Raw genomic sequence first — 25,247 nt, 5'->3', positions numbered from 1 at the left:
GCGGCGTGTGACCGGTCACACTAGCCACGTCCTCCACTCGTGTGACCGGTCACATGGACAACTGTCAACCCCGGACAGAGGAGCACCATGAGACGCAAGATCGCCGGCGCGGTCGTCGCCACCATGACCGCGAGCCTGCTCACCGCCCTGCCCGCGCAGGCCGCTCCCGCCCAGATCACTTTCGACCTCGCCACCGGTACCGGCCCGCTGCGCTACGGCGCGACCGGGTTCCTCTACGGCCTCGGTGACGAGGGCATCCCCAACGAGACCATGCTCGCCGCGCTCAAACCCCAGGTCACCGCGCAGAAGGCGCCGGACGGGCTGCAGCATCCCAACGGCGACGCGCTGCGGATCGCGCCGATGTTCAAGCGCGCCGGCGGTCGCGAGATCCAGATCTACATGCAGGACGTCTACGCCCAGTGGCCGTACGAGAAGCTCGGCATCAACGACTACCTGGCCAAGGTCGAGACCCAGGTCCGCAAGGTGATCGCCGACCCGTACCGCAGCTCCTACGTCTACGTGCCGTTCAACGAACCCGACCAGATCTGGTACGGCGGCAACCTGAACGGGCTGCTCGCCGACTGGAAGACCGTCTTCCAGCGGATCCGCTCGATCGACCCGTCGGCGCGGATCGCCGGCCCGGGCTTCGCCGCCTACCGGTCGGCCGACCTGCGGACCTTCCTCACCTTCGCCCGCGACAACAACGTGCTGCCGGACGTGATGGCCTGGCACGAGCTCGGCGACGACTTCTACTCCAGCTGGCACCTGCACTACGCCGACTACCGGGCGATCGAGACGAGTCTCGGGATCAGCGCGCGGCCGATCACCATCAACGAGTACGCGCGGATCAACGGTGACCTCGGTGTCCCCGGCAACCTGGTGCAGTACGTGGCCAAGTTCGAGAACAGCAAGGTCGACGGCTGCCTCGCCTACTGGACCACCGCGGGCGGACTGAACGACCTGGTCACCCGCAACAACCAGGCGACCGGCGGCTGGTGGCTCTACAAGTGGTACGGGGAGCTGACCGGCAACACCGTCGCGGTCACCCCGCCGTCGGCCGGTGGCTCCCTCCAGGGGCTCGGGGCCGTCGACTCGGCCAAGCGACAGGCCCGGATCATCCTCGGCGGCAACAACCCGTCCTCCGGCACCTACGACACCGACGTCGTGGTCCGGGGTGTGCCGAGCTACCTGGGGACGACCGTGCACGCGACGGTCTGGGGTGTCGACAACACCGGCACCAACCCGTCCGGCGGTCCGTACGTCGTGAAAGAAGGCGACTTCAGCACGACCAACGGGCAGCTCACCGTGCCTCTCACCGGATTGAGAGGCGCTTCGGCGTACCAGATCATCCTGACGCCCGACCGGGACCTGACCGCCGCGGTGACCAACCGCTACGAAGCCGAATATGCCGCCCTCGGCGGCAGCACGCGGATCACCTACGGCACCAACACCGGATATTCCGGGACCTACTTCACCGAGGGGTACGGCGCCAGCAGCACCGCCTCGACGAAGTTCGTGGTGACCGCCCCGAATGACGGCTACTACAACCTGAGCCTGCGCTACAGCGCCGGCCCCTACACCGGCGCACCCGCCGCCCGGTCGATCCGCCTGCGGGTCAACGGCTCGGACCTGACCGACGTGGCGCTGCCCGGCACCGCGAACTGGAACACCTGGAACACCGTCACCACCAAGGTGTACCTGCCGGCCGGGATCAGCCGGATCGAGTACAACGCCTACGCCTCCGACGACCGCGACGCCGTCAACCTCGACTACCTGGACCTCGCCCCCGGCAGCGGGACGGTCACCGCCTACGAGGCCGAGAGCAGCGCCAACACACGAGGTGGAACCGCGGTGGTGACCGCCGACAGCGCCGCCTCCGGTGGGAACCACGTCGGCTGGATCGGTGCGGGCAGCGCCAACACGCTGCGGTTCAACGGGGTGACCGCCCCGGCGGCCGGCCGCTACCGGCTGGTCGTGAGCTACGCGAACGCCGAGGTGGTCGGCGACCACGCCTACAACAACAACATCGTCGACAGGTATGCCGAGATCAGCGTCAACGGCGGCACGGCGCGCAAGCACTACTTCCGCAACACGCTGGCCTGGAACACCTACCGCACCACGGTCGTCGACGTGGACCTGGCCGCCGGGGCCAACACGATCACGTTCGGCAACGCCTCCACCGGTTACGCCCCGAACATCGACCGCATTCAGATCGCCGCCGTACTCGGCTGACCGTTAGATCCGGCTGGTCGTGAGGGCTGTCGAAGCGCGGCCGAGACAGCACCCACGACCAGCCGACGAGATCCTTGAGGAGTCATCAGTGAGCTTGGCCTGGGGTCCGCTCGTCATCGACACCCCCGCAGACGGGCCGGTCACCGCACGTCTCGCGAACGCCGCCGGCGCCGCGAACCAGCCGATCGTCGAGGTGCTCACCGCCGGCAGCGGCCGCGGGCACGTCTCGGCACGGTTCTCGCAGACCGTGATCGGCCGCCGGTTCCGTCTCGCCCACAGCTACTCCGGCGCGGAGGAGCTGCGGCTGCGGCTGCACGATGCGGAGAGCGGGCTGACCGCGGAGGTCGTGATCAGCTCGGGCCTCCAGGCCAGGACCACCATCATCAACGACGGGCCGGTGCCGGTCCTGCTGCTCGGTGTGACGACGTTCGCCCTCGGGCTCGGGCCGGTCGACGACCTCGACCTGGTGTCCGGCGACGGCGAATGGCTGGGCGAGGGCCGTTGGACCAGGCGGCCGCTGCGCGACGTGGTGCCCGACCTCAACCTGCGGATCCACGGCCAGGACGGCCGCGGCCGGTACGCGGTGACCAGCACCGGAACCTGGTCGACCGGAGCACGCCAACCGGCCGGCGTGCTCGCCGACCGGGTCACCGGCGCCGCGGTGGCCTGGCAGGTCGAACACAACGGACCGTGGCGCTGGGAGACCGGCGAACAACTCGGCGGCGCCTACCTGGCGCTGACCGGGCCCAACGACATCGACCACCAGTGGCAGCAGCCGCTCGCGCCGGGCGAGTCGTTCACCACGGTGCCCGCCTCGATCGCGGTCGGCGACGGGTGGCACGGCGCGGTCGCCGCCCTCACCGCCCAGCGGCGCGCCCTGCGCCGGCCCGACCCGACGCTGCCGGTGATCTTCAACGACTACATGAACACGCTGATGGGTGACCCGACCACGACCAAGCTGCGCCCGCTGATCGACGCGGCCGCGGCGGCCGGGGCGGAGATCTTCTGCATCGACGCCGGCTGGTACGACAACGACACCACCTGGTGGGACAGCGTGGGGGAGTGGCAGCCGTCGACCACCCGCTTCCCCGGCGGCCTGGCCGAGGTCGTCGACCGGATCCGGGACCGCGGCATGATTCCCGGGCTGTGGCTGGAGCCCGAGGTGATCGGCGTGCGCAGCCCGATGGCCGACAAACTGCCGGCCGAGGCGTTCCTGCAGCGCGGCGGCGTCCGGCTGGTCGAACACGGCCGCTACCACCTCGACCTGCGCCACCCGGCCGCGGTCGCCCACCTCGACGAGGTCGTCGACCGGCTCGTCGAACAGTTCGGTGCCGGTTACTTCAAATTCGACTACAACATCGATCCGGGTACGGGCACCGATCTCGCCACCCACAGCGCCGGGGCGGGCCTGCTCGACCACAACCGGGCGCACCTGGCCTGGCTGGACGGGGTGCTCGCCCGCCACCCGGACCTGATCCTGGAGAACTGCGCCTCGGGCGGGATGCGCGCCGACTACGCGCTGCTCAGCCGGATGCATCTGCAGTCCACCAGCGACCAGCAGGACTTCCGGAAGTATCCGCCGATCGCCGTGTCCGCCCCGCTGTCGATCCTGCCCGAGCAGGCCGCCAGTTGGGCCTACCCGCAGCCGGACATGACCGACGCGGAGATCGCCTTCACCATGTGCACCGGGCTGCTCGGGCGGCTATACCTGTCCGGCCGGCTCGACGCCATGACCCCGGAACAGCAGCGACTGGTCCGGGACGGGGTGGACACGTTCCGGGCGATCCGGGCCGACCTGGCCGCGGCGGTTCCGGTGTGGCCGCTCGGGCTGCCGGGCTGGGACGACACCTGGCTCGCCCTCGGACTGCACAGCGGCACCACCACGTATCTCGGGTTGTGGCGGCGTCCCGGGGCCTCTGCCGAAGTGACCATCGATCTTGACAACCTGCGGGGACGGCGGGTCGAACTCGACGTCCTCTACCCGAGTCGGGCGGTCGTCTGGCCGTACCACTGGAACACCGAAACCGGCTCACTGACGGTGACCACCACACCCGACGAGCTGTATGCCGCGCGGATCCTGCGGATCCGCGTCCTCCCTGAAACCGAAGGATCACGATGAAACGTTGGATAGCCCTCGGCGCGGCCCTCACCCTCGGGCTGGCCGCCTGCTCCGACCCGTCCGCCGCGCCGGAGACCGCCACCGGGACCGTCACCTGGGCCGACCCGACCGCCAAGCTGGACGGGGTGAAGCTGACGATCTGGGCGGCGCAGAACAGCAACACCGTCCCCAAGTCGGTCGTCGACGCGTTCCAGCAGGCCACCGGTGCGACGGTCGAGGTCGTCACGGTGCCCGACCCGTACGAGCAGAGCGTGCAGACCAAGGTCGCCACCGGCGACAAGCCGGACCTGGCGTTCTGGCAGCCGACCGCGTCGATGCTGACCGCGATCAACGCCAAGACCAACCTGCAGCCGCTCACCGACGCGCCGTGGCTGTCGAAGCTCGATCCGTCGCTGAAGGACATCACCGGGCTGCTCGACGGCACCCGGTACGCGGCGCTGGTCACCAGCCCGGCGGTCGAGGGCGTCTACTACAACAAGGAGGTCTTCGCGGCGAACGGCGTCACCGCCACCCCGAAGAACTTCGACGAGATGATCACCCTGGCCAAGACGCTGAAGGGTAAGGGCGTCACGCCGTTCTACGAGATGGGCGCGGACCGCTGGGCCACCCAGTGGTGGGTGCAGGTGCAGCTGGCCGACGCGGCCAAGGCGGGTCTCTGGGACCGGATCAACACCGGTCAGGCCAAGTTCACCGACCCGGACGTGGTCAAGACGATCAAGACCTACGACAACCTGATCAAGGAGGGACTGTTCAACAGCGACATCAAGACCGCGAAATTCGAGGATCAGGGTACGGCCCTGCTCGACGGCAAGGCGGCCATGGTGGTGCAGGTGAACTCGTTCTTCGGACAGCTCCAGGCCAAGGCCGACACCGCCACGCTGGATAAGAAGATCGGCTTCTTCCCGATCGCGCCGTCCGGCAACATCGGCACGTTCATCCCGGACCAGTCCAACGCCCTCGTCGCGTTCAAGACCGGTGACGCCAAGCGCGAGGCGGCCGCCCGCCAGCTGCTCGCCTACTGGATGGGCCCGGGCTACCAGGCCTTCGTCACCGACCGCAACACCGTCTCGCTGGAACCCGCCGTGCCCAGCCCGGCCGGTGTGCCGAAGGCGCTGCTCGACGTGCACGCCTCGCTGCCCACCTCGGTCGGCTCGATGCAGGCCCTGGCGGTGGCCAACCCGGACCTCTACATCAACCTGGCCGACATGATCGCCGGCACGATGACCCCGGAACAGGTCGCGACCGCCACCCAGGACCAGTTCGTCCAGCTCGCGAAGGCCGCCGGTTACTTGAAGTGACGATCCTCTCCGCGGGTGCGCCGGGCTCCATCGTCCGGCGCACCCACCCGCTCTGGTTCCTCGTCCCGGCGTACGTGCTGCTGCTCGTCTTCTTCTTCCTGCCGACCGTCTTCAACTTCGTCTACGCGTTCACCGACTGGTCCGGGTTCAAGGCGGCGATCAACCCGGTCGGGTTCGACAACTTCGTCCAGCTCACCTCGGACGGCACGCTGTTCCGGTCGCTGCGGATCACCATCGTGTACGCGGTGCTGGTCGCGGTCTTCCAGAACCTCTTCGGTTTCGGGCTGGCCGTCCTGCTCGAACGCGACACCCTGGTCAACCGGATCGCCCGGGTGTTCTTCCTGATCCCGGTGCTGATGTCGGCGCTCGCCGTCGGCTACATCTTCCAGGCGCTGCTCAAAGGCACCGAATGGCTGGCCGACACCACGTGGACGATCGTCGTGGTGGCGCTGATCCACGCGTGGAAGTGGATGGGCCTGTCCATGCTGATCTACCTGGCCGGGCTGAAGACCATCCCGCTCGAGGTGACCGAGGCCGCGCACATCGACGGCGCCTCCCAGTGGCGCACGTTCTGGTCGGTGCGGGTCCCGTTCCTGGCGCCGGCGGTCACGTTCAACGTGGCGACCGCGCTGCTCGGCTCGATGAACGGCTTCGACATCGTGCAGGCCACCACCGGTGGCGGCCCGGCCCGGACCACCGAGATCCTCAACATCTTCATCTACCGGACCTTCGGGCAGGGCCTGTTCGCCCAGGCCACCACGATGAGCCTGGTGCTGTTCCTGCTGGTCGCGGTGATGGCGTTCCCGGTCATCTACGTGCTCCGCAAACGGGAGGAGATCCTGTGACCCGCCGCCTGCAACCGGTGGTCGCGCTGCTGCTGGTCGCCGTGGTGATCGGGGTGCCGCTGTGGCTGGTCGTGGCCACCGCCGGCAAGTCACAGGGCGAGGCCGTCGACCCCGACCTGACTCCGCCCACCACGTGGCACCTGTGGGAGAACCTACGGCAGGTGTGGGTGGACGCCGACATCCCGGCCGCGTTCCTCGGCAGCATGCTCATCGTGGTGCCGACCGTCGCGATCGTGCTGATCATCGGCTCGATGGCGGCCTGGGTGCTGGCCCGGCGCTCGACCCGGCTCACCGCGATCCTCTACGCCCTCGGCATCAGCGGGATCATCCTGCCGCCGGCCGTCGTCACGGTCGTCCTGCTGCTGCGGCAGCTCGGCCTGGCCGGCACGGTCACCGGCATGATCGGGGTGTACGTCGGGATCTACCTGTCCACCGTCATCTTCTTCGTGACCGGCTTCGTGCGTACCATCCCGGAAGCCCTGGAGGAGGCCGCACGGATCGACGGCGCCGGACCGGTCGCGGTCTTCCGGCGGGTGGTGCTGCCGCTGCTGCGCCCGGTGCTGGCCACCGCGACCATCCTGATCTGCCTGTACGTCTGGAACGACGTGTTCTACGCGTTCTTCGTGATCGGCGGGCGCATCGACACCCTGCCGCTGAACCTGTTCCAGGTGGCCAGTGCCGGGCTCTACCTGAACAACTGGCATCTCATCTTCGCGTACGTGATCCTGATGAGCCTGCCGCTGGTCGTCACCTTCGCGCTGGCCCAGCGGAAGATCATCGCCGGCATCACGAGCGGGGCGGTGAAGTAGCGCACTTATCGCTATAAATCTCTCTGTGTTGATTCCCGTACTCGCGGCTCTGCTGGCACTGCCGGTGGTGACCGTGGACCCGGTCCCCATACCCGACCCCTACGTCTTCACCGTCGACGATGTGGGCTTCGCCGACGGCGGTGACTCGACCACCGCCGCCGGCCGCATCGCGGAGATGGACGACTACCTCGGCCCCAAGAAGCCGATCCTGCGCCTCGACCTGTTCTGGGAGCTCATCCAGGAGAAACGGGGCGGTGAGATCACGTGGAACAGGGGTCACCTCGACGACCGGGTCGACGCCGCCTACGAGCAGGGCGTGCGGGTGCTGCTGATCCTCGACTACGCGCCGTCCTGGGCCGGCGGGCACGAGGAGAAACACAACTGGTTCCCGACCAGAGACGACGACTGGCGGACCATCGTCACCGAGACCGTCGAACACTTCGGACCCAAGGTGCAGGCGTACGAGGTGTGGAACGAACCCAACCTCAAGACGTTCGGCAACTACGGCGACAACAGCCTCGCTCAGCGGGCCGGGCGCTACTGGGAGCTCGTCTCGATCGCGCACGACGTGATCGACGCGAAGTGCCCCGACTGTGTGGTTCTGGCCGGCGGGTCCGCGGGGGGCGACGCCGACACCACGGTCAGCCCGATCCGCAACGACAACGAGGCGGCGGACTGGCTCGAACACGGGTACACCCTCGGAATGGGCGGCAAGTTCGACGCCGTGACCTACCACCCGTACCCCGACATGGGCGGCGGTCACCTGCCGACCTTCGCCAAGACCACCTGCACCGGGACGATCTGGTATCGGTTCTGGTCCGGGTTCGGTCCCGACGGCGATCCGCAGTGCGGTGGCGCGGCGGCGCTTCACGACGTGCTGAAACGGCACGGGCAGGGCGACAAGAAGATCTGGGCCACCGAGTTCGGCTTCTCCACCCTCGGGCCGCGTGACCCGCTGGCTCTGCGCTACGTCCGGGACGCCCTCGAAGAAGGGGTACGCAACTGGCGCACCCGATCGTACGCCGGGCCATTGTTCATCTACGCGTTCCAGAATCCCGACCCGGCCGCCTCGATCTGCACGGAGATCCCCGGTGAGTGCGCGTTCGGGCTGCGGGACGCCGGCGGCGTGCCACGCGAACCGATGTACACCGATGTCGGCATCGCGCTGCGTGGCGACCCGTGGCCGTCGACGCTGGCGCCCGGTCGCTCGCTGTTCCGTGGCTCGGCGCTGCGCTCGACCAACGGGAAGTACCACCTGTGGATGCAGGGCGACGGGAACCTGGTCCTCTACGAGGGCAACCGGGTCCTGTGGGCCCGGGGCGGGCTCAAGGCGTACCGGCTGACCACCCAGGACGACGGGAACCTGGTCCTCTACGACCACACCCGCGACCACACCGTGAAAGCCGGTGACGCCTACGCCAACCCGGCGATCTGGGCCTCCGGAACCGCCGGGAAGGGCCCGGCCACCCTGCGCCTGCAGGACGACGGCAACCTGGTCCTCTACCGCGACAGCACGCCGCTGTGGGACACCGCCACCTACTCGATCACGTTGGCCGGCGCCCTCGGCAAGTGCCTGGACGTGCCCGAGTCGAACTTCGTCCGTACCGTGCGCCCGCAGACCTACACCTGCAACAACACGGCCGCCCAGCAGTGGATCCACTCCGACGAGCGCATCCTCACCCGCAACGACCTGTGCCTCGACGTCCTCGGCGGCGCCACCGCGAACGGTGCGGTGATCCAGCTGGAGACCTGCAACGGTGACCCGGCGCAGCGCTGGCAGCACACCGCGGCCGGAGCCCTGCTCAACCCGCAGTCCGGCCGCTGCCTGGACATCCCCGGCAGCAGCCCGAACAACAACGTCCGCCCCCAGCTGTACACCTGTAACAACACGGCGGCCCAGATCTGGCGGAAGACCCAGATCTGACCATGAGAGATCCGGCTGGTCGTCAGTGCTGTTCTCGCTCCCGCGCGGGAGCACTGAGGACCAGCCGAGGTGGAAAGGCATCGGTAGGGTGGGCCGGTGTCGCGGGTTCGGAAGGTGTTCGCGGGGGTTCTGACGATCCTTGCGGTTGTCGGGATCGTTCGGCTTGTCGCTCCGGCCACCTCGACCGACGGGGTGCGGCGGCAACTCGCCTTTCTGCGCGAGCAGCTCGACGACGGCGCTGACACCGATGCTCAGGCGCTCTTTCCGGAGGGGTACTTCTTCCTCAATGTGCTCTACGGTCTGACCTGGGTCGACCTCGGGAAACGCGGCGTCGAGCCGGACCGGGCCGCTGAGGAGGCCGCCTGGGCCCTGGCCCGGATGGAGTCTCCGGCCGGGCGGGCCCCGTTCGACGCGGCGGCGATCCCGGCGTACGGGGTGTTCTACGCGGGCTGGACCAACTGGCTGCGCGGCGGCCTGCTGACACTGCGGGAGGATCCGGCCGAGCGGGCCCGTTTCGAAGCCGACTCGCAGACCCTGGCGGCCGCGTTCGACGCGTCGCCGTCACCGTTCCTGACCGCGTATCCGGGGCAGGCCTGGCCGTGCGACTCGACCGTGGCGATCGCGTCACTACGGCTGGCCGGGACGCGGTTCGCGCCGACCGTGGACCGCTGGGTGACCCGGGCCCGCGGGCTGCTCGATCCGGCGACCGGGCTGCTCCCGCACTATGTGGACCCGGCGACGGGCGCGCTGGTCGACGGGGCGCGCGGCACGTCGCAGGCGATCATCCAGCGGTTCCTGGTCGACGTCGATCCGGTGTTCGCCCGCGAGCAGTACCTGGTGTTCCGGGACCGGTTTCTGGACCGGCCACTGTGGCTGGGCCCGGCGATCCGCGAGTACCCGCACGGCGTCGACGGTGCCGGGGACGTCGACTCGGGTCCGCTGATCCGTGGCATCAGCCTGTCCACGACGGTCGTCGCGATCGGCGCGGCCCAGGCGCAGGGCGACGAGTCGCTGGCCGGGGCGCTGGCCGAGTTCGGCGAGGTGGCCGGGATCCCGCTGACCACGTTCGACACCAAGCGGTACGCGTTCGGCCTGCTCCCGATCGGGGACGCGTTCCTGGCCTGGTCGAAGGCGGCCCGTCCGTGGACCACCCCGACACCGGCGGCACCCGACGCGGTGATCGGTGCCGGCTGGCGCGTACCGCTGCTGCTGTTGTTGCTCCTGATCGGTCTTCTGCCGTGGCTGCGGCTAAGGTCGCTGCGTGACCTTCCGGCTCGCCGCCTACGGCGTGTGCATCGTGAACGATGAGGTGCTGCTGGCCCGCTGGGTGTCGCCGTACGGTGTCACGCACTGGACGCTGCCGGGCGGCGGTGTCGACCTCTACGAGGACCCGTTCGACGCGGTGATCCGGGAGGTCGCCGAGGAGACCGGCTACCAGGCCGTGGTGGAGCGCCTGCTCGGAGTGGACTCCCGGGTGATCCCGGCGGCCGAGCGGCTGGAGCGGACCGACGACCACCAGAACGTCGGTGTCTTCTACCGGATCCGGATCGCCGGCGGCACGCTGCGCCCGGAACCCAACGGCGACACCACCGAGCCGTGCTGGACGCCGTTGTCCGAGGTCCGGTCCCGGCCGCGCTCGTCCCTGGTGGACATCGGCATCACGCTGGCGCTGACGCTCCCGCCGACCGGGCACGTCCCGCCGGTCCCGATCACCGGTCTGCTCCGGCACTGAGCCGGATCAGGAGCGCAACGCGGTGAGGACGGCGGTGATCTCCGGGCGGGGTGTCGGCGGCCGTCGGGCGGCGGCGATGATGCGCCTGGTCACCGGCGGTTTCAGGGGTCTCGTCGTCACCCGGTAACGGGAGTCGACGGCCAGGCTTGGCAGCAGGGTGATCGAGCGGCCGCGCTCCACGTGGCCCAGCGCCAGCATGTAGTTGTTGAAACGGCAGACCACGACCGGCTCGAACCCGGCCTCCCGACACAGGCGGGTGGCCAGTTCGGACATGTAGGCACCGGTCGCCTCGAAGGTCCACCGCTGGTCGGCGCACGCCTGGATCGGCACCGTCTCGTGCGCGGTCAGCGGATGGTCCGGGGGCAGGACCAGCACTATCTCGTCGGAGGCGATCGGGACCAGATCGATCGCCGGGTCGAGTTCGGTGCCGACGAAGTCGGTGGTGGTGATGACGTCCACGTCGCCGCGGCGCAGGGCGGGCATGCTGTCGTGCGGTTCCAGCTCGTGCAGCACGACTGTCACGTCCGGGTGCAGGGCGGCCAGGCGGGTGATCGCCGGTTCGGCCAGGGTGTGCACGGCGCTCTGGAAGGCGGCCAGCGTGACCGTGCCGGCCGGTTCGTCGGCCAGCCCGCGCAGCTCGGCCTCGGCCGCGTCCATCAGGGCCAGGATCTCCCGGGCCCGACCGGCCAGCTGCACTCCGGCGGCGGTCAGTCGGACCCGGCGGCCGGTACGTTCCAGCAGCGTGGTCCGGGTCTCCCGCTCCAGGGTGGCGAGCTGCTGGGACACCGCGGACGGGCTCAGGTTGCCGCGCTGGGCGACGGCCCGGACCGTGCCGTAGGTGGCCAGGTCGGTCAGCAGCCGCAGCCGCCACGGATTGAGGGTCACGACCCCGGACTGTACGGCTCCGCTTAACAGCGACGGCAGAAATGTGAGATGGACGTGACGCTCGGCGGTTTCTAGCGTCGGGGTATGTCTGAAACCTTCTGGTCCGACGCCGAGCGTCACCTGGTCCGCTACATCGGCGCGAGCAGCTTCACGCCGGAGATCATCGAGCGGGCCGAGGGTGGTTTCGTGTGGACGGCCGACGGTCGCCGAATCCTCGACTTCACGTCCGGGCAGATGAGCGCGATCCTCGGGCACTCGCACCCGGCCGTCGTCGAGACGGTCCAGCGGCAGGCGGCCACCCTCGACCATCTGTTCAGCGGCATGCTCAGCCGCCCGGTCGTCGACCTGGCCCGGCGCCTGTCCGAGTCGCTGCCCGACCCGCTCAGCAAGGTGCTGCTACTGACCACCGGCGCCGAGTCGAACGAGGCGGCGATCCGGATGGCCAAGCTGGTCACCGGCAACCACGAGATCATCTCGTTCGCCCGGTCGTGGCACGGCATGACACAGGCGGCGGCGAGCGCCACCTACAGTTCCGGGCGCAAGGGGTACGGCCCGGCCGCCCCCGGCAACTTCGCCATCCCGACGCCCAACGCGTACCGGCCGGACTTCACCACCGCCGACGGGGAGCTCGACTGGCGGCGGCAGCTGGACTTCTCGTTCGAGCTGTTCGACGCGCAGTCGGTGGGCAGTCTCGCGGCGTGCATCGTCGAGCCGATCCTCAGCTCCGGCGGGGTGATCGACCTGCCGCCCGGCTATCTCGGCGAACTGCGGGACCGGGTGCACGCGCGGGGCGGGCTGCTGATCCTGGACGAGGCGCAGACCGGGCTGTGCCGGACCGGGGACTGGTACGCGTTCCAGCGCGACGGCGTCGTGCCGGACATCCTGACCCTGTCCAAGACGCTCGGCGCCGGACTGCCCCTGGCCGCCGTGGTGACCAGCCCGGAGATCGAGCGGACCGCCCACGAGCGGGGTTTCCTGTTCTTCACCACCCACGCGTCGGACCCGTTGGTGGCGGCGGTCGGCAACACCGTGCTCGACGTGCTGACGGCCGAACGGCTCGACGTGCGGGCGGGGGAGCTCGGCTCGTACCTCACCAAGGGTCTGTGGGAGATGGCCACCCGGCACCGGGTGATCGGTGACGTGCGGGGCCGCGGGCTGCTGATCGGTCTCGAACTGGTCGAGGACGGCGGCCGCCAGGCCGACGAGATCGGCGCGGCGGTGACGCGGCGCTGCCTGGAGCTGGGGCTGCACATGAACGTGGTGCAACTGCCGGGGATGGGCGGGGTGTTCCGGATCGCGCCGGCGCTCACCTCGACGACCGGCGAGCTGGATCTCGGCCTGGAGATCCTGGATCAGGCGATCGGCGAGGTCACCGGGTCATAGCCGGTCGTCGGGCAGCGCCAGCGGGTGTCGTTCCGCGTCGCGGGCCGCCAGCCGGGCCTGTTCGGCTCGGTACTGCCGTTTGTTGATCTTGCCGCTGAGGAGTTGGCTGGTGAGCGTGCCTTCCAGGGTCGTCGGTGGCTCCGGCTCCGGTGCCGCCGTCGCGGTCGGCGTCGACCCGGACTCCTCCGGCTCCGGCCACAGTGCGGCGCACGTGACCAGCAGGACCATCCCGACAATGATGAGCGTGACCAACACCAGAGACCACCTCCGTCGATGCACAGCTTCGTCGGAGGTGGCCTCGATGGGCAGGGCCGAAGGTCCCGTCAGGCGTTGGTGCGGTGCAGGACGTGGATCTCCTCGGGCTCGTCCGGCACGTCGGTGACACCCGCGGCGACGGCCTGCTCGTGGCGCTTGTGCGCACCGGGCAGCAGCAGTGCCGCGACGATCGCCAGGACGGCGACGCCGGTGCAGACCCAGAAACCGTCGGTGAACGCGGCGTCGGTCGGCAGGCCCTGCGGGGTGGTGTTCGAGGTGATCACCGCGGCCACCACGGCGGTGCCGATGCTGCTGCCGATGGTCCGGGCGATCGAGTTGACGCTGGTCGCCTCACCGGTCTGGGCCGGCGGCACGCTCTCGATGATCGCGTTGGACATCGCGGCGAACGCGAAGCCGATACCGGCGCCGGTCAGCAGGCCCGAGGCGAGTACCTGCCAGATCTCGCCGTGCCCGAGTGCGGGGATCGCGAACGCCGCCACCACCAGCACCGAGCCCAGGAACATCGGGACCTTCGGGCCGAACCGGCGGTTGAGCAGACCGGCGATCGGGCCGAAGACCACCATCATGACGACCGTGGGCAGCAGGAACAGGCCCGCTTCGGAGACCGACTTGCCGAACCCGTAGCCGGTCGCCTCGGGCAGCTGCAGCAGCGTCGGCACCAGCAGGAAGGTGCCGAACATGGCGAAGCCGAGGATCAGCGCGACCAGGTCGGTGGCCCAGACGCCGCGGATGCGCATCAGCTTCATGTCGATCAGCGGCTCCTTGACCCGCAGCTCGACCATGACGAACACGACCAGGCCGATGACACCGCCGGCGAGCAGGCCGATCGTCTCCGGGTCGGTCCAGCCCCAGGACTGGCCCTTGCTGATCGCCAGCAGCAGGGCGACCAGTGACACCGACAGGATGGTGGCACCGAGGACGTCGAGCTTGCCGGGGGTGCGGACCGGCGATTCCTTCATTCCGAAGATCGCGCCGATCAGAGCGATCCCGACCAGGACCAGCGGCAGCCAGAACAGCCAGTGCCAGGAGAGGTGCTCGACGATCGGGCCGGCCGCCACGATGCCGATGCCGGCGCCGACGCCGAAGATCGCCGAGATCATGCCGACCGTGGTGGCGACCCGCTCGCGGGGCAGCTCGTCGCGGACCATGCCGATCGACAGCGGCATCATCGCGCCGCCGGCGCCCTGCAGGATCCGGCCCAGGATCAGCACGGTCAGGTTGGTGGCCAGCGCCGAGACGACGGTGCCGACGGCCAGGATGGACAGCACGACGATCAGGATCTTGCGCTTGCCGACCATGTCGCCGAGGCGCCCGAGGATCGGCGTGAGGACCGACGCCGACAGCAGGTACGCGGTGACGATCCAGCTGACGTCACTGGTCGACACGTTCAGCTCGTGACCGATGGTGGACAGCGCGGGCGAGACCAGGGACTGCAGGCACGCGAACGCCAGACCGCCCAGGGCCAGGTAGAGCACCAGGAGGCCGCCGCCCCGGCCGCGGTTTTCGATCGTGGGGGTCATGTCGTCCTCGACGCTAGTAGTAAACAATCGCTGACTTAATATAGGCCTACTCTCGGTGAAGTAAACGGTTGCTTACATCACATCCGGGCCCCAGGTCCCTATCGGCCGGGACGTCCCGGCGCGCACTCTGAACGGGAAGGGAGCAGCGATGACCAGATCCTTCGCCCCACCGTCACGGCGGGTGCTCGCCGACTGCGTGCGGGCCGCCATCGCGGCGCCGTCACTGCACAACAGCCAGCCGTGGATGTTCCGGATCACCGGGCCGGCCGTCGAGGTCCGCGCCGACCCGGCCCGCCGGCTCGCCGCCGCCGACCCGGCCGGGCGGGAACAACTGATCAGCGTCGGCGCGGCGATCCTCAACCTGCGCCTCGCCCTCCGCCGGGCCGGATACCGGATCGAGGTCCACCTGCTGCCCGACCCGGCCGACCCGGACTTCGCCGCCCGGGCCGTCGCCGTCCATCCGGCGCCCGCCGACGAACTCACCACCTCGCTCGCCGCGGCCATCCCGCACCGGCACACCAACCGGGACGAGTTCGCCCGGGTGCCGGTGCCCGCCGCCGCCCTCGCCCGGCTGCGGGACGCCGCCGCCAAGGAGGACGCCACGCTCACCGTCTCCGACCCGTCGGTCGTCGCCGAACTCGCCCGCTCGGCCGACCGCCGGCTCCGTTCCCAGGACGACTACCGGCGTGAACTCCTCCGCTGGACCGGACCGGAGGCCAGACACGACGGGGTGCCGGGCTGGGCGGCCGGATCGGCACCGATGTTCGGGCCGCACACCACGATCATGGTGCTCGCCACCGACGGCGACACCCCGCTCGACTGGCTGCGTGCCGGTCAGGCCCTGCAGCGGGTCTTGTTGACCGCGACGCTGCTCGGGCTGGCCACCACACCGATCAGCCAGCCGGTCGAGGTCCCGGCGGTACGGGCGGCGCTGCTCGGCGGATCGGCCGGAGCCTGCCCGCAGATGGTGCTGCGCGTGGGGTACGGCCGGGTCTGCGGCCGTTCCCCACGTCGGGCCCTCGACGAGGTCCTCCAGCCGGAGGGCGACTGACGGTCAGTCGGCCGGCGGATCGGCCAGTGGCCAGCCGCCCGCCGCCAGGTGCGCCGAGACCCGGACCACGTCCTCCGGGCTCGCGTCCTGCAGCACCGTGCTGTTGATCATGTCTTCGATGTCCGAGGGCGTGATCGGATCGTGCCGGCCGGCCAGGCTGCGGGCGATGCCACGGATCTCGTCCTCGGTCAGCTTGCGGCGCAGCAGGCCGAGCAGCGCCACGTAGTCCTGCCGGGGCACCCCCTCCGGGTAACCGGCCCGCAGCCACTCGACCGCGCGCTTGACGAAGTTGGACCGGTCCTCACTCACCGCGTCACCCCTTGTCGGTGATGGTCGGAAGCACGCCGTCGACGGAGAGCTGCTTGCCGAAACCGGACGCCACGATGAACGTGATGCCCAGCGCGACACCGAGCAACACCAGGGCGAAACAGAGGTAGCCCGCGGCGGTGCCGACCGGCCTGCGGGTGGGGCCGTCGGTGCCGTACGCCAGGGACCTGATGCCGACGGCGAAGAGAGCCGGCAGGCCCGCGCCCAGGATCAGGCCGGCGAGAAGCACCTTCCAGGCGGCGTCCAGAGCCAGGGTCAGATTGTGCATGCCGCAGCCTCCTCAGCTCGCCGCGCCGGCCGGCTCACGGCCGGGGACCGGCGCGTCCCAGTCGTCGTTGACGTTGTTGTGATCGATCGGGGCCCGGCGCGAGCGCATCCACATCAGCGCCGAGAGGGCCACCAGGACCAGGAAGATCGTCGCCGCACCGGCCGTGCCGCCGATCAGGTCGGCCACCCACCACATCAGCGCGCCGACCACCGCGGCCGCGGGCAGCGTGATCAGCCAGGCGGTCACCATCCGTCCGGCGACCGCCCACCGCACCTTCGCGCCCGGCCGTCCGACGCCGCTGCCCAGGATCGACCCGGTGGCGACATGCGTGGTGGACAGCGCGAACCCGAGATGGCTGGAGGAGAGGATCACCGCGGCGGCGGCCGATTCGGCCGTCATCCCCTGCGGCGGGGCGATCTCGACAAGACCCTTTCCGAGGGTACGGATGATCCGCCAGCCGCCCAGATAGGTGCCGAGCGCGATCGCCAGCGCGCAGGAGACCTTCACCCACAGGGGGATCTCCCCGGCCCGGGTCCACTCGCCGGCCGCGATCAGTGCCAGCGTGATCACACCCATCGTCTTCTGCGCGTCGTTGGTGCCGTGCGCGAGCGACACCAGGGAGGCGCTGCCGATCTGGCCCCAGCGGAAGCCCTGCTCGGTGAACCGGGTCGCCACGCTGACGGTGATCCGGTAGATCAGCCAGGTGCCGGCCGCGGCCACCGCACCGGCGATCACCGGCGACATGACCGCCGGGATCACCACCTTGCCGACCACACCGTCGAGTTTGCTGCCGTCGCCGGTCCAGTTCACGCCGGCCCAGCCCAGGCCGGCGATCGCCGCGCCGACCAGACCGCCGAACAGCGCGTGCGACGAGCTCGACGGTAGGCCCAGCAGCCAGGTCAGCAGGTTCCACAGGATGCCGCCGATCACGCCGGCCAGCACGATCAGCAGCAGCGCGGTTCCGCCGCCGTCCAGAAGCTCGGACTTCGGCGTGCCGTCCGAGTTCTGGATGCGGATCACCGCGTTGGTCACGGTCAGCGCCACCTCGACGGAGAGGAACGCGCCGACCAGGTTCAGGAGGGCGGACAGCAGGACGGCCACCTTGGGCCGGAGCGCGCCGGTGGCGATCGACGTCGCCATGGCGTTCGCGGTGTCGTGGAATCCGTTGGTGAAGTCGAACCCGAGGGCGGTGACCACCACCAGCAGCAGAATCACGGTTGTCTCGGTCACCAGGTCATCGTCACGCCGCCCGGGCCGGCCCGTCGCGTCCGTGAGCGACCGTTCCGCAGGTATTGCCGATGGTGGACTCAGCTGTTCACGGATCGCTCATCGTCGATCAGGTTTGGATCCGGTCCCAGCCCGGCGGCAGCTCGCGGGGCAGCGGCGGCCAGGCCGGATCCGGGCGGAAGTCACGCCAGGTGCCGTCGAACGGGAACTTGCCCGCCTCGGCCAGGGCGATCACCTCCTGGCCGGCGCGGCGGACCCGGTCCTCGTCGTCGGCCCAGTACGCCTCGGGCATGGTCAGCCGGGTCGCGAACAGCTCCTCGTCCTTCCAGCGCCAGCCACGGTCCGGTTCGACCACCACGTCCAGATCCCAGTCGGTGGTGTCGAGGCCGGTCAGGTCGCCGTGGCGCCACAGTGCGGGCGGGGCCTCCAGGTTCGCGTACCACCTGAAGAAGGTGCCGTCGGGCCGGAAGAACCAGCGGATCGAGTAGTCGCGCTCGCGGGGATGCCAGCTCAGCACGCCGTGGTCGATGGTGTGCGGCACCGGGATCCGGTCCGAAGCCGACCACTCGGGCAGCGGCACCTCGCCCATGCCGCGCCCGTCGGGCAGGGTGAAGTGCCAGGCCGCGTTATCGGCCGGCGCCCACAGCAGGACGGCGTCGCCCAGGTCGGCCACGGCCTGGAACGGCACGACGAGGCCGATCCGGCGGCGCTGGAGGTGGCGGAGCCAGACGGTGTCCCCGGGTGCGAGCATGAACCGAAGGTTAGCCGAGCAGCAGGCGCGCACCGGTGAGCGTGAGGTACCACTGCGAGTCGGTGAAACCGGGGCCGGTCTCCTCGCCGATGTAGGCGTCCAGGTGCCTGGGTCCGCCGAGTCCCGGCGTGAACTCGTCGGTGATCTTCCAGGCGGCGGCGCGCAGGGCCGCGCACACCTTCCGCGGAGCGGCGGAGCCGTCCTCCAGGGTGCCGCAGCCGGACACGGTGAATCGGGTGCCGCGGGACAGCACGTCCGGGTCGGTGGCGGCCGACACGAACGGCACGAGGGTGCCGCCGTCACTGGTACGCGGCGCCGAGTCCAGCCAGAACCCGGTGTCGTACGACCAGTTGAGGTATTCCCCGGAGATGGTGCGGCCGGTGCCTTCGTCGCGGACCGCGTCGACGAAGTCGGCCGGATAGGTGCCCAGGTCGTCGTCGCCGTCCGAGCAGTCCAGTCGTGGGCAGCCGGTGACGGTCGTGGGGTCGCCGTCGTGGAACCGCTCGACGGCCGTGTAGTACACGGTGATCTCCCAGTCGGTGCTGGTCCGGCCGGTGGGTGCGGTCGACGCGGACGGCTTGCTGCTTGTCGAGGGGGAGATCGAAGCGGATGTGGACGGGAACGGGGACGGTGCGGCTGAGGTCGGAGAGGCGGACGTGGGAAGGGCGGACGTGGGAATCACTGATGTCGGCCGGCCGGGCTGCGCGACCGTCGGCGGGTCGGGCGCCGTGCCGCAGCCTGCGACGGCGAGGACCAGTCCGGCGGCCCACACGAAGCGTGCGGCCATCGGCTAAACGGCCACGGGCAGTTCCGGTAGCCCGACGGCGACCGGGTCCGGCACCTCGTCCACGACACGGGCCCACACGTGCTGAGGCGGCAGGATGACGGCGACCCGGCGGTCCAGAATGCTGGCTTCGGGGAAGGCGATCGTCTTGAACTTCGGCATGGTGCCTGGCATCGGCACGATCGCCGCCGGCCTTGAGCTTTTCTTGACCTTTCAGCCGTTCGGACGATCCGCGCCACGGATCGTCACGCGGGCTGGAACGGGCCGTCCGCGGACGCTGGGATCGTGAACAGCCGCGGCCCGCGCGGCCCTCACCAGCCGGATTCCGGCTGGACCACGTCGGGGCCGCCCAGGTGCGGTGTGGGCACATGGTTGCGGGCCGGTACGGGCAGCGCGTCCACGCAGGCCTGCGAGCACGCGTTCACCAGGAACGGCCACACGTCCGTGCCGGCCCCACGGGAGATCCACACCTGCCGCATCTCGCCGCCGACCGGCTGGTCGCAGACGCTGCACGTGCGTACCCCCTCGGTGCCGTGCAGATAGGGGTCGAGATCGGTGAGATCGCCGCGGGTTACCGCGCGCAGCGCGGGAAACGGAGGCCGGTGCTTGAAGTTGCCGTAGATCGCCCGGGTGCTGACCGTGCTGTCGATCAGCGCCGTGCACCTGGTCAGCTCGTAGGGGAACCAGTGCAGCCGGTACGACGTGTACGGGTCGAACCGTTCCAGAGCGCTCATCCGCCCGATCTCCGGCGGGATCCGGACCAGGTTGCTGCCGTACAGCACGAGGTGCTTGACCCTGGTCAGCCGACCGATCTCGCGCGGCAGGGTGATCAGGTCGCGGCGCTGCGCGGCGGTCATCTCGACCAGCGGCCGGAACACCTCCCGCTCGTCGGCCACCGCCTCGTCGATCAGCTCCAGCATCCGCAGCCACCCGGCCGACGAGGTGTCCTGACGCTCCCCGTGGAAGGCCACCGCCACCGGCCGGGCCCGCGACGAGCCGACACACCGGCAATGGTCCCGGGCGAGTTGCTGCGGGCCGGGCCCGACGGCATCGGCGAACTGGTTCACGAACACCCGGGGCGGCACCTCGTCCGACGTCATCGCGCCAATGTATCGACGGGCGCCGCGGAACTCCGCCCGGTTTCCTTCAGGTTGGCGTTCGGTTGCCGATGCGGTGGCCCGTGATCGAACCACCCAAGTCCGTGCTGCCCCGGTGGCTTCCGCTGGCCGCCGCGGGCGTCGCCGGCCTCGCCGCGGCGGCCACCGTGATGGCCCGTCGCCGGAAATCCGCCGCCCCGGCCGTCCCCGTCGTCGTCGAGGCGACACCCCCGCCGCTCCCGCCGCCGCCCCCGCCGTCGGCACCGCCGGTGCGACGGACGCGTGTCCGCGTGGTCCTCCTGGCGCTCGTGGTCGGTGTCGCCGCGGGGTGGGGGCTGGCGGTCCTCCACCACGACTCGGTCGAGGCCGAGTGCGCGGAGGCCCGGGCGTCCCGATCCCGCTATCCGTCCTCGTCCTTCAGCGTGGGAGGCGGCTCGATGGGCAGTCTCAGCAGCCTCCCCGACGAGTGCCGGTGAGGGGCGTCCGGTGACCGAACCGTCCGAGCCCACCCGGCCCCGCCTGCTGCCGGCGGCCGCCGTGACCGCGGTGGCCGTCATCGGGGTCCTGGCCGCCGCGGTCGCTCTTCGCCGCAAGCCGGTCGTCGCCGAGGAACCCGACCGGCCGTCGCCGCCCCCGGCACCGCCGGCGCCCGGCCCGCCCGCCGAGCGGTCCGACCCGCCGTGGTTCCGGGCCGTCCTGCTGGCGATCGCGGCCGGTGTCGTCGGGGTGTGGGCGCTGGCGGTCCACACCAACGAGTCGTACGGATCGGTGTGCGGCGCCGCCTCCTACCGCCCGGATCACCGGGAAGCGGAACTCAAGGTAGACGCCTATCGAACGGTGGACGACTATTCGTCTGATGTCGCGAGCAACGTCTACGGCGGTCTCGACATCGTCCTCGGCTCCTGCACGGCCCGGCCTTGAGGTCCGGTTCCCCTCAGGTTGGTGTTCGGTTGCCGATGTGGTGGCCCGTGACCGAACCGTCCGAGCCCACCCTGCCCCGGTGGCTGCGGCTGGCCGCCGCGACCGCCGTGGGTATCGCCGGCGTGGCGGCGGTGACCGCCGTGGCCGTCCGCTGCCGGCCGTCGCCCGTCCCGGAACCGCCGGTCGCGCCGCCCCCGCCGCCACCCTCGGATGCCCGGCGCTTCGTCGAGGCCTTCCTGGGCGCCCTGTCGGCCGAGAAGCCGAACCCGGACCAGGCGAGACAGCCGGAACCGGTGGAGACGGCGCCTCGGTCGGAGGAGCCGGACTCTCCACGCTTCCGCGCGATCCTGCTGGCCATCACCGCCGCGGTCGTCTGTGTCTGGGTGACCGCCGTCGCCCACAACGCGCTGGCCGACCCGTGCGATCGAGCTGACCGGCAGTGGGCCTCGTCGGATGGGGCCCGCCTCGGCCATGACGTCGTTCAGTTCGAGGACGACGACCTGGATGACGAGATCGACCTCAGCAGCTGGGCCATGACTGGTTGCCGCGGCTACTGACCCTCCGGTTTCCTTCAGGTTGGTGTTCGGTTGCCGATGCGGTGGCCCGTGACCGAACCATCTGCCTCCCGCCTGCCCCGGTGGCTGCCGCTGGCCGCCGTGGGTGTCGCCGGCCTCGCGGCGGTCGCCGCCATCGCGGTCTGCCGCCGGACGGCCGCCGAGGAGCCCGCACTCCCGGAGGCGCCAAAGCCCCCGCCTCCGCCGCCGAGCCCGGATTCTCGCCGCTCCGTCGGAGGTCTGTGGACCGTCCTGCCGGCGGAGCAGACCGGGCAATCGAGGCGACTGCCGCTCCCGCCGGAGACCCCGGAGTCCCGGCGGTCCCGCATCATCGTCCTGGCCGTCGCGGCGGTGGTCGTCTGGATCTGGGTGGCCCTGACCCTCGTGCATGCGATGGCCGTCCTGGGCTAGGAGCCCACGGTCGATCTGGACAGTTTCTGACGGTTCGCCCGGCGCCCCGATGCCGGCCGGCCGCGGATCAGCCATTCGGCCACCAGGGCGTTGATCAACCAGGCGGCGGCCATCATGGCGGTACGGCCGGCCGGGGTGAACTCGCCGGCCGTGACCTGCCACGCGGTCAGGGTGAAGAACTGGGTGCCGGCGCCCATCCCGATGGCGTAGCCGCGGATCATCCACGCCCGGTGCGCGCCGAAGTCGCGGCGCAGAGCCGCGGCCACGCCCAGGATCAGCGCCGTCACCATCCACCCGACGACCACGACCCGGATCAGGGAGAGGGCGAGGCTGTCCGCCGCGGCGGCGGGCAGGAACACGGTCAGCCACAGACCGCTGACCGCGGCGATCACACCGGCCGGTGCCACGATGCGGCCGGCGGTGCGGTGCCACCTGCGGAAACGACGGCGTACGCCGGGCGCGAACTGGAACGCGCCGAGCACCCCGAACACGATGACGCTGACGATGTGCGCGACCAGCGCGACCGGGGACTGGGTGACCCGTTCGCCGTCGGGGATCACCGCGGCGCCGCCGGCCATCTCGGACAGCCGCAGCGAGCCCGCGACCGCGGGCACGAGGGTGAGCGCCAGGAGCCCGGCCGGGATGAGCCAGTGCGATGAGGACTTCATGACGTCGATGCTGGCTGTCGGACGGGGTCGTTCTCATCGGTGCCGGGGCCGCTGTCGCACCGGCCGAAAGTGGGGGAGAAGGGCCGTACTTCAGGCCAGTCCGTGGCGGGCGCGCGCTGCGTACGATCGGATCGTGTTGGGACCGTTGCTTGCCGAGCCTCGTCCTCCGGATGCGCCGGCTCGCCAACGGCGCGACTGGGTGCTGGTCGCCGTGCTGATGGTGGCCGTGCTGGCCGAAGGCCTGCTGCGGCCGGACGTTCCGGCTCGGGTGGCCACCGTGGTGATGACTCTGGCGCTGGTTCCGGCGCTCCTGTGGCGGCGGCAGCGGCCGTTGTCGACGGTCGCGATCGTCTTCGGTGTGAGCTGGATCGTTCCGCTGTTCACCGGGCACCAGCCGGCCCTGGTGTCCGGCGCGTTCGTGTTGTTGCTGGCGTACGCGCTGGTGCGCTGGGGTTCGGGCCGGGAGATCGTGGCCGGTGCGACGCTGATCCTCGCCAAGATCGCGGTGTCCGCGGTCACCGGGGCGATCACCGCGACCGACCAGATCGCCGGCTATCTGGTGATGTCCGTGGTGTTCGCGGTGGCGGCGGCCATGCGCTACCGGTCGCGGCTCCGGGTCCGTGAGCTGGACCAGGCGAAACTGCTGGAACGGGAGCGGCTGGCCCGCGACCTGCACGACACCGTGGCCCATCACGTGTCGGCGATGGCGATCCGGGCACAGGCGGGCATCGCCGTGTCGCGGACCTCACCGGAGGGGGCGGTCGACGCGTTGCGGGTGATCGAGGCGGAGGCGGTGCGGGCGCTCGGCGAGATGCGCACGATGGTGCGGGCGCTGCGCGGTGGTGATCCGGCCGAGCTGGCGCCGAGCCCGGCGGTCGCCGATGTGGCCGGGTTGGCCGGTCCGTCGCCGGAGGGCCCGGAGGTCGAGGTGCAGATCGACGCGGGGCTGGGCGAGCTGCCGCCGGCGGTGGGCACCGCGATCTACCGGCTGGCGCAGGAGTCGGTGACGAACGCCCGCCGGCACGCCCGGCACGCCACCCGGATCTCGGTGCGGGTGTCGGCCGGGGCGGGGACGGTGCGGCTGTGCGTGACCGACGACGGCGACGGCGGCGGTCCGAGGTCCGGCGGATTCGGGCTGGCCGGGATGCGGGAGCGGGCGGCGCTGCTGGGCGGGGTCTGCGAGGCCGGTCCGGGTGAGGGGCGCGGCTGGACCGTGACGGCCGAGTTGCCGCGGGGCCTGGCATGACCGTGCGGGTGGTGGTCGCCGATGATCAGGAGATCGTTCGGACCGGGCTCACGATGATCCTCGACGCGGAGCCCGACATCGAGGTGATCGGCCAGGCCGCGGACGGGTTGCGGGCCGTCGAGTTGGCCCGGCGGCTGCGTCCGGACGTCTGTCTGTTCGACATCCGGATGCCCGGCGTCGACGGCATCGAGGCGACCCGCAGGCTGGCCGGGCCCGGCGTCGCCGATCCGCTCGCGGTGGTCGTCATCACGACCTTCGACCTCGACGAGTACGTCTACGCGGCGCTGCGGGCCGGGGCGCGGGGTTTCCTGCTGAAGGATGCCGGCGCGGCGCTGCTGGCCCAGGCGGTGCACGCGGCCGCCGTCGGGGACGCGCTGATCGCGCCGAACGTGACGACCCGGCTGCTGAAGGCGTTCGCCGGTTCGGGGCCGGCCGGGCCGCCGCGGCAGCCGGTGGACCCGCTGACCGACCGGGAGGAGGAGGTGCTCGGCGCGGTCGCCCGGGGGCGGACGAACACCGAGATCGCGGCCGAGTTCCACATCAGCCTGAGCACGGTGAAGACGCACGTGGCGAGCCTGATGGCGAAGCTCGGGGCACGCAACCGGGTGGAGGTCGCGATGTGGGCCTATGAGAGGTGAGCTCAGCTCGGCGCGTTGGCCTTGACGAATCCGTAGATCACCGCGGCCGCGATCACGACGAGCAGCGCGACGAACCGGAACAGCGCGAAGAACGCGGCCCAGGACTTCTTCCGGGCACCCGGAAGGTCGGTGTTGGCTTTCTTGTAGCCGGATTTCGCGCCCTTGCGGCCGTCGATCAGGCGGGCCAGCCGCATCCCGACGAAGAGCGCGACGGCCACACCGAGGATGAACCCGCCCACTCAGCCTCCTCAGACTCCGGTGCCAGCCTTCCGGCGGTACCG

Annotated in this window: 28 protein-coding genes; 16 read left to right on the top strand and 12 right to left on the bottom strand. The window is 70.6% G+C overall.

Features of this window, described 5'->3' with window-relative positions:
• Window positions 1-87 precede the first annotated feature (87 nt).
• From Q0Z83_RS25455 to Q0Z83_RS25420, 8 genes are all read left to right on the top strand, one after another.
• On the top strand, window positions 88-2,232 hold the full coding sequence (locus Q0Z83_RS25455) for a carbohydrate-binding protein (RefSeq protein WP_317796509.1): 2,145 nt from the start codon (window positions 88-90) through the stop codon (window positions 2,230-2,232).
• Window positions 2,233-2,320: 88 nt separating this feature from the next.
• On the top strand, window positions 2,321-4,351 hold the full coding sequence (locus Q0Z83_RS25450) for an alpha-galactosidase (protein ID WP_317796508.1): 2,031 nt from the start codon (window positions 2,321-2,323) through the stop codon (window positions 4,349-4,351).
• Window positions 4,348-5,649 carry an ABC transporter substrate-binding protein gene (locus tag Q0Z83_RS25445; protein ID WP_317796507.1) on the top strand — a complete coding sequence of 434 codons (1,302 nt, stop codon included), beginning with the start codon at window positions 4,348-4,350 and terminating at the stop codon, window positions 5,647-5,649. The genes Q0Z83_RS25450 and Q0Z83_RS25445 overlap by 4 nt, the downstream gene beginning before the upstream one ends.
• The gene (locus tag Q0Z83_RS25440; protein WP_317796506.1) at window positions 5,646-6,494 is read left to right on the top strand and encodes a carbohydrate ABC transporter permease; all 849 of its coding nucleotides are present in this window, start codon (window positions 5,646-5,648) and stop codon (window positions 6,492-6,494) included. The genes Q0Z83_RS25445 and Q0Z83_RS25440 overlap by 4 nt, the downstream gene beginning before the upstream one ends.
• On the top strand, window positions 6,491-7,303 hold the full coding sequence (locus Q0Z83_RS25435; protein WP_317796505.1) for a carbohydrate ABC transporter permease: 813 nt from the start codon (window positions 6,491-6,493) through the stop codon (window positions 7,301-7,303). The genes Q0Z83_RS25440 and Q0Z83_RS25435 overlap by 4 nt, the downstream gene beginning before the upstream one ends.
• A gap of 25 nt (window positions 7,304-7,328) precedes the next feature.
• On the top strand, window positions 7,329-9,227 hold the full coding sequence (locus Q0Z83_RS25430) for a ricin-type beta-trefoil lectin domain protein (RefSeq protein WP_317796504.1): 1,899 nt from the start codon (window positions 7,329-7,331) through the stop codon (window positions 9,225-9,227).
• A 96-nt stretch (window positions 9,228-9,323) separates the two neighbouring features.
• Window positions 9,324-10,535, top strand: coding sequence for a hypothetical protein (locus Q0Z83_RS25425; RefSeq protein ID WP_317796503.1), 1,212 nt, complete (start codon window positions 9,324-9,326; stop codon window positions 10,533-10,535).
• Complete coding sequence (locus Q0Z83_RS25420) at window positions 10,489-10,959, top strand: NUDIX hydrolase (protein ID WP_317796502.1); 471 nt, start codon at window positions 10,489-10,491, stop codon at window positions 10,957-10,959. Before Q0Z83_RS25425 ends, Q0Z83_RS25420 begins: the two co-directional genes overlap by 47 nt.
• A gap of 6 nt (window positions 10,960-10,965) precedes the next feature.
• Here the strand turns inward: Q0Z83_RS25420 and Q0Z83_RS25415 are convergent, their stop codons facing one another.
• Complete coding sequence (locus Q0Z83_RS25415) at window positions 10,966-11,844, bottom strand: LysR family transcriptional regulator (protein WP_317796501.1); 879 nt, start codon at window positions 11,842-11,844, stop codon at window positions 10,966-10,968.
• A gap of 84 nt (window positions 11,845-11,928) precedes the next feature.
• On the opposite strand from Q0Z83_RS25415, the gene Q0Z83_RS25410 reads away from it, so the two are divergent.
• Window positions 11,929-13,227: an aspartate aminotransferase family protein gene (locus tag Q0Z83_RS25410; RefSeq protein WP_317796500.1), complete on the top strand. Its 1,299-nt coding sequence runs from the start codon at window positions 11,929-11,931 to the stop codon at window positions 13,225-13,227.
• Here Q0Z83_RS25410 and Q0Z83_RS25405 read toward each other — a convergent pair.
• Window positions 13,222-13,482 carry a hypothetical protein gene (locus Q0Z83_RS25405; RefSeq protein WP_317796499.1) on the bottom strand — a complete coding sequence of 87 codons (261 nt, stop codon included), beginning with the start codon at window positions 13,480-13,482 and terminating at the stop codon, window positions 13,222-13,224. The genes Q0Z83_RS25410 and Q0Z83_RS25405 overlap by 6 nt on opposite strands.
• 68 nt (window positions 13,483-13,550) lie before the next feature.
• On the bottom strand, window positions 13,551-15,023 hold the full coding sequence (locus tag Q0Z83_RS25400; protein ID WP_317796498.1) for an MFS transporter: 1,473 nt from the start codon (window positions 15,021-15,023) through the stop codon (window positions 13,551-13,553).
• A 148-nt stretch (window positions 15,024-15,171) separates the two neighbouring features.
• Between Q0Z83_RS25400 and Q0Z83_RS25395 the strand changes: the two genes are divergently transcribed.
• Window positions 15,172-16,074, top strand: a complete 903-nt coding sequence (locus Q0Z83_RS25395; RefSeq protein ID WP_317796496.1) for a nitroreductase family protein — start codon at window positions 15,172-15,174, stop codon at window positions 16,072-16,074.
• 3 nt (window positions 16,075-16,077) lie between these two features.
• On the opposite strand, the gene Q0Z83_RS25390 is transcribed toward Q0Z83_RS25395, so the two are convergent.
• From Q0Z83_RS25390 to Q0Z83_RS25360, 7 genes are all read right to left on the bottom strand, one after another.
• A complete protein-coding gene (locus Q0Z83_RS25390) occupies window positions 16,078-16,383 on the bottom strand; it encodes a DUF3349 domain-containing protein (RefSeq protein WP_317796495.1) in 306 nt (101 codons plus the stop codon).
• Between the two features lie 4 nt (window positions 16,384-16,387).
• The gene (locus Q0Z83_RS25385; RefSeq protein WP_317796494.1) at window positions 16,388-16,669 is read right to left on the bottom strand and encodes a hypothetical protein; all 282 of its coding nucleotides are present in this window, start codon (window positions 16,667-16,669) and stop codon (window positions 16,388-16,390) included.
• Window positions 16,670-16,681: 12 nt separating this feature from the next.
• Window positions 16,682-17,899, bottom strand: coding sequence for an inorganic phosphate transporter (locus tag Q0Z83_RS25380; protein ID WP_317796493.1), 1,218 nt, complete (start codon window positions 17,897-17,899; stop codon window positions 16,682-16,684).
• A 106-nt stretch (window positions 17,900-18,005) separates the two neighbouring features.
• Entirely contained in the window at window positions 18,006-18,647 is a 642-nt protein-coding gene (locus Q0Z83_RS25375; protein WP_317796492.1) for a DUF402 domain-containing protein, read from the bottom strand.
• Between the two features lie 10 nt (window positions 18,648-18,657).
• Window positions 18,658-19,434 carry a hypothetical protein gene (locus tag Q0Z83_RS25370; RefSeq protein WP_317796491.1) on the bottom strand — a complete coding sequence of 259 codons (777 nt, stop codon included), beginning with the start codon at window positions 19,432-19,434 and terminating at the stop codon, window positions 18,658-18,660.
• 3 nt (window positions 19,435-19,437) lie between these two features.
• Window positions 19,438-19,593: a hypothetical protein gene (locus Q0Z83_RS25365; protein WP_317796490.1), complete on the bottom strand. Its 156-nt coding sequence runs from the start codon at window positions 19,591-19,593 to the stop codon at window positions 19,438-19,440.
• Window positions 19,594-19,742: 149 nt separating this feature from the next.
• Window positions 19,743-20,531: a leucine-rich repeat domain-containing protein gene (locus Q0Z83_RS25360; protein WP_317796489.1), complete on the bottom strand. Its 789-nt coding sequence runs from the start codon at window positions 20,529-20,531 to the stop codon at window positions 19,743-19,745.
• 80 nt (window positions 20,532-20,611) lie between these two features.
• Between Q0Z83_RS25360 and Q0Z83_RS25355 the strand changes: the two genes are divergently transcribed.
• From Q0Z83_RS25355 to Q0Z83_RS25340, 4 genes are read left to right on the top strand one after another with little or no spacing between them, the layout of a single operon-like run.
• Entirely contained in the window at window positions 20,612-21,004 is a 393-nt protein-coding gene (locus Q0Z83_RS25355; protein WP_317796488.1) for a hypothetical protein, read from the top strand.
• 10 nt (window positions 21,005-21,014) lie between these two features.
• Window positions 21,015-21,449: a hypothetical protein gene (locus Q0Z83_RS25350; RefSeq protein ID WP_317796487.1), complete on the top strand. Its 435-nt coding sequence runs from the start codon at window positions 21,015-21,017 to the stop codon at window positions 21,447-21,449.
• 47 nt (window positions 21,450-21,496) lie between these two features.
• A complete protein-coding gene (locus tag Q0Z83_RS25345; protein ID WP_317796486.1) occupies window positions 21,497-22,006 on the top strand; it encodes a hypothetical protein in 510 nt (169 codons plus the stop codon).
• A 48-nt stretch (window positions 22,007-22,054) separates the two neighbouring features.
• Window positions 22,055-22,414 carry a hypothetical protein gene (locus Q0Z83_RS25340; RefSeq protein WP_317796485.1) on the top strand — a complete coding sequence of 120 codons (360 nt, stop codon included), beginning with the start codon at window positions 22,055-22,057 and terminating at the stop codon, window positions 22,412-22,414.
• Here the strand turns inward: Q0Z83_RS25340 and Q0Z83_RS25335 are convergent.
• Complete coding sequence (locus tag Q0Z83_RS25335) at window positions 22,411-23,082, bottom strand: DUF2306 domain-containing protein (RefSeq protein WP_317796484.1); 672 nt, start codon at window positions 23,080-23,082, stop codon at window positions 22,411-22,413. The genes Q0Z83_RS25340 and Q0Z83_RS25335 overlap by 4 nt on opposite strands.
• 133 nt (window positions 23,083-23,215) lie before the next feature.
• Between Q0Z83_RS25335 and Q0Z83_RS25330 the strand changes: the two genes are divergently transcribed.
• On the top strand, window positions 23,216-24,328 hold the full coding sequence (locus Q0Z83_RS25330) for a sensor histidine kinase (RefSeq protein WP_317796483.1): 1,113 nt from the start codon (window positions 23,216-23,218) through the stop codon (window positions 24,326-24,328).
• Window positions 24,325-24,966 (top strand): response regulator, encoded by a 642-nt coding sequence (locus Q0Z83_RS25325; protein ID WP_317796482.1) that lies wholly within the window; start codon window positions 24,325-24,327, stop codon window positions 24,964-24,966. The genes Q0Z83_RS25330 and Q0Z83_RS25325 overlap by 4 nt, the downstream gene beginning before the upstream one ends.
• Window positions 24,967-24,968: 2 nt before the next feature.
• Here the strand turns inward: Q0Z83_RS25325 and Q0Z83_RS25320 are convergent, their stop codons facing one another.
• Window positions 24,969-25,205 carry a hypothetical protein gene (locus tag Q0Z83_RS25320; protein ID WP_317796481.1) on the bottom strand — a complete coding sequence of 79 codons (237 nt, stop codon included), beginning with the start codon at window positions 25,203-25,205 and terminating at the stop codon, window positions 24,969-24,971.
• Window positions 25,206-25,247 lie beyond the last annotated feature (42 nt).

It is taken from the genome of Actinoplanes sichuanensis (assembly GCF_033097365.1).
Lineage (GTDB): Bacteria > Actinomycetota > Actinomycetes > Mycobacteriales > Micromonosporaceae > Actinoplanes > Actinoplanes sichuanensis.
The sequence above is the reverse complement of the archived record's forward strand: the minus strand, read 5'-3'. Positions and strand labels throughout refer to the sequence as shown.

Excerpts from the sequence above, each read along its gene's own strand:
- Q0Z83_RS25410 (WP_317796500.1), top strand. The coding sequence starts at position 11,929 with ATGTCTGAAACCTTCTGGTCCGACGCCGAGCGTCACCTGGTCCGCTAC.
- Q0Z83_RS25455 (WP_317796509.1), top strand. The coding sequence starts at position 88 with ATGAGACGCAAGATCGCCGGCGCGGTCGTCGCCACCATGACCGCGAGC.
- Q0Z83_RS25325 (WP_317796482.1), top strand. The coding sequence starts at position 24,325 with ATGACCGTGCGGGTGGTGGTCGCCGATGATCAGGAGATCGTTCGGACC.
- Q0Z83_RS25360 (WP_317796489.1), bottom strand. The coding sequence starts at position 20,531 with ATGACGTCGGACGAGGTGCCGCCCCGGGTGTTCGTGAACCAGTTCGCC.
- Q0Z83_RS25375 (WP_317796492.1), bottom strand. The coding sequence starts at position 18,647 with ATGCTCGCACCCGGGGACACCGTCTGGCTCCGCCACCTCCAGCGCCGC.
- Q0Z83_RS25335 (WP_317796484.1), bottom strand. The coding sequence starts at position 23,082 with ATGAAGTCCTCATCGCACTGGCTCATCCCGGCCGGGCTCCTGGCGCTC.
- Q0Z83_RS25395 (WP_317796496.1), top strand. The coding sequence starts at position 15,172 with ATGACCAGATCCTTCGCCCCACCGTCACGGCGGGTGCTCGCCGACTGC.
- Q0Z83_RS25370 (WP_317796491.1), bottom strand. The coding sequence starts at position 19,434 with ATGGCCGCACGCTTCGTGTGGGCCGCCGGACTGGTCCTCGCCGTCGCA.
- Q0Z83_RS25385 (WP_317796494.1), bottom strand. The coding sequence starts at position 16,669 with ATGCACAATCTGACCCTGGCTCTGGACGCCGCCTGGAAGGTGCTTCTC.
- Q0Z83_RS25365 (WP_317796490.1), bottom strand. The coding sequence starts at position 19,593 with ATGCCGAAGTTCAAGACGATCGCCTTCCCCGAAGCCAGCATTCTGGAC.
- Q0Z83_RS25400 (WP_317796498.1), bottom strand. The coding sequence starts at position 15,023 with ATGACCCCCACGATCGAAAACCGCGGCCGGGGCGGCGGCCTCCTGGTG.
- Q0Z83_RS25445 (WP_317796507.1), top strand. The coding sequence starts at position 4,348 with ATGAAACGTTGGATAGCCCTCGGCGCGGCCCTCACCCTCGGGCTGGCC.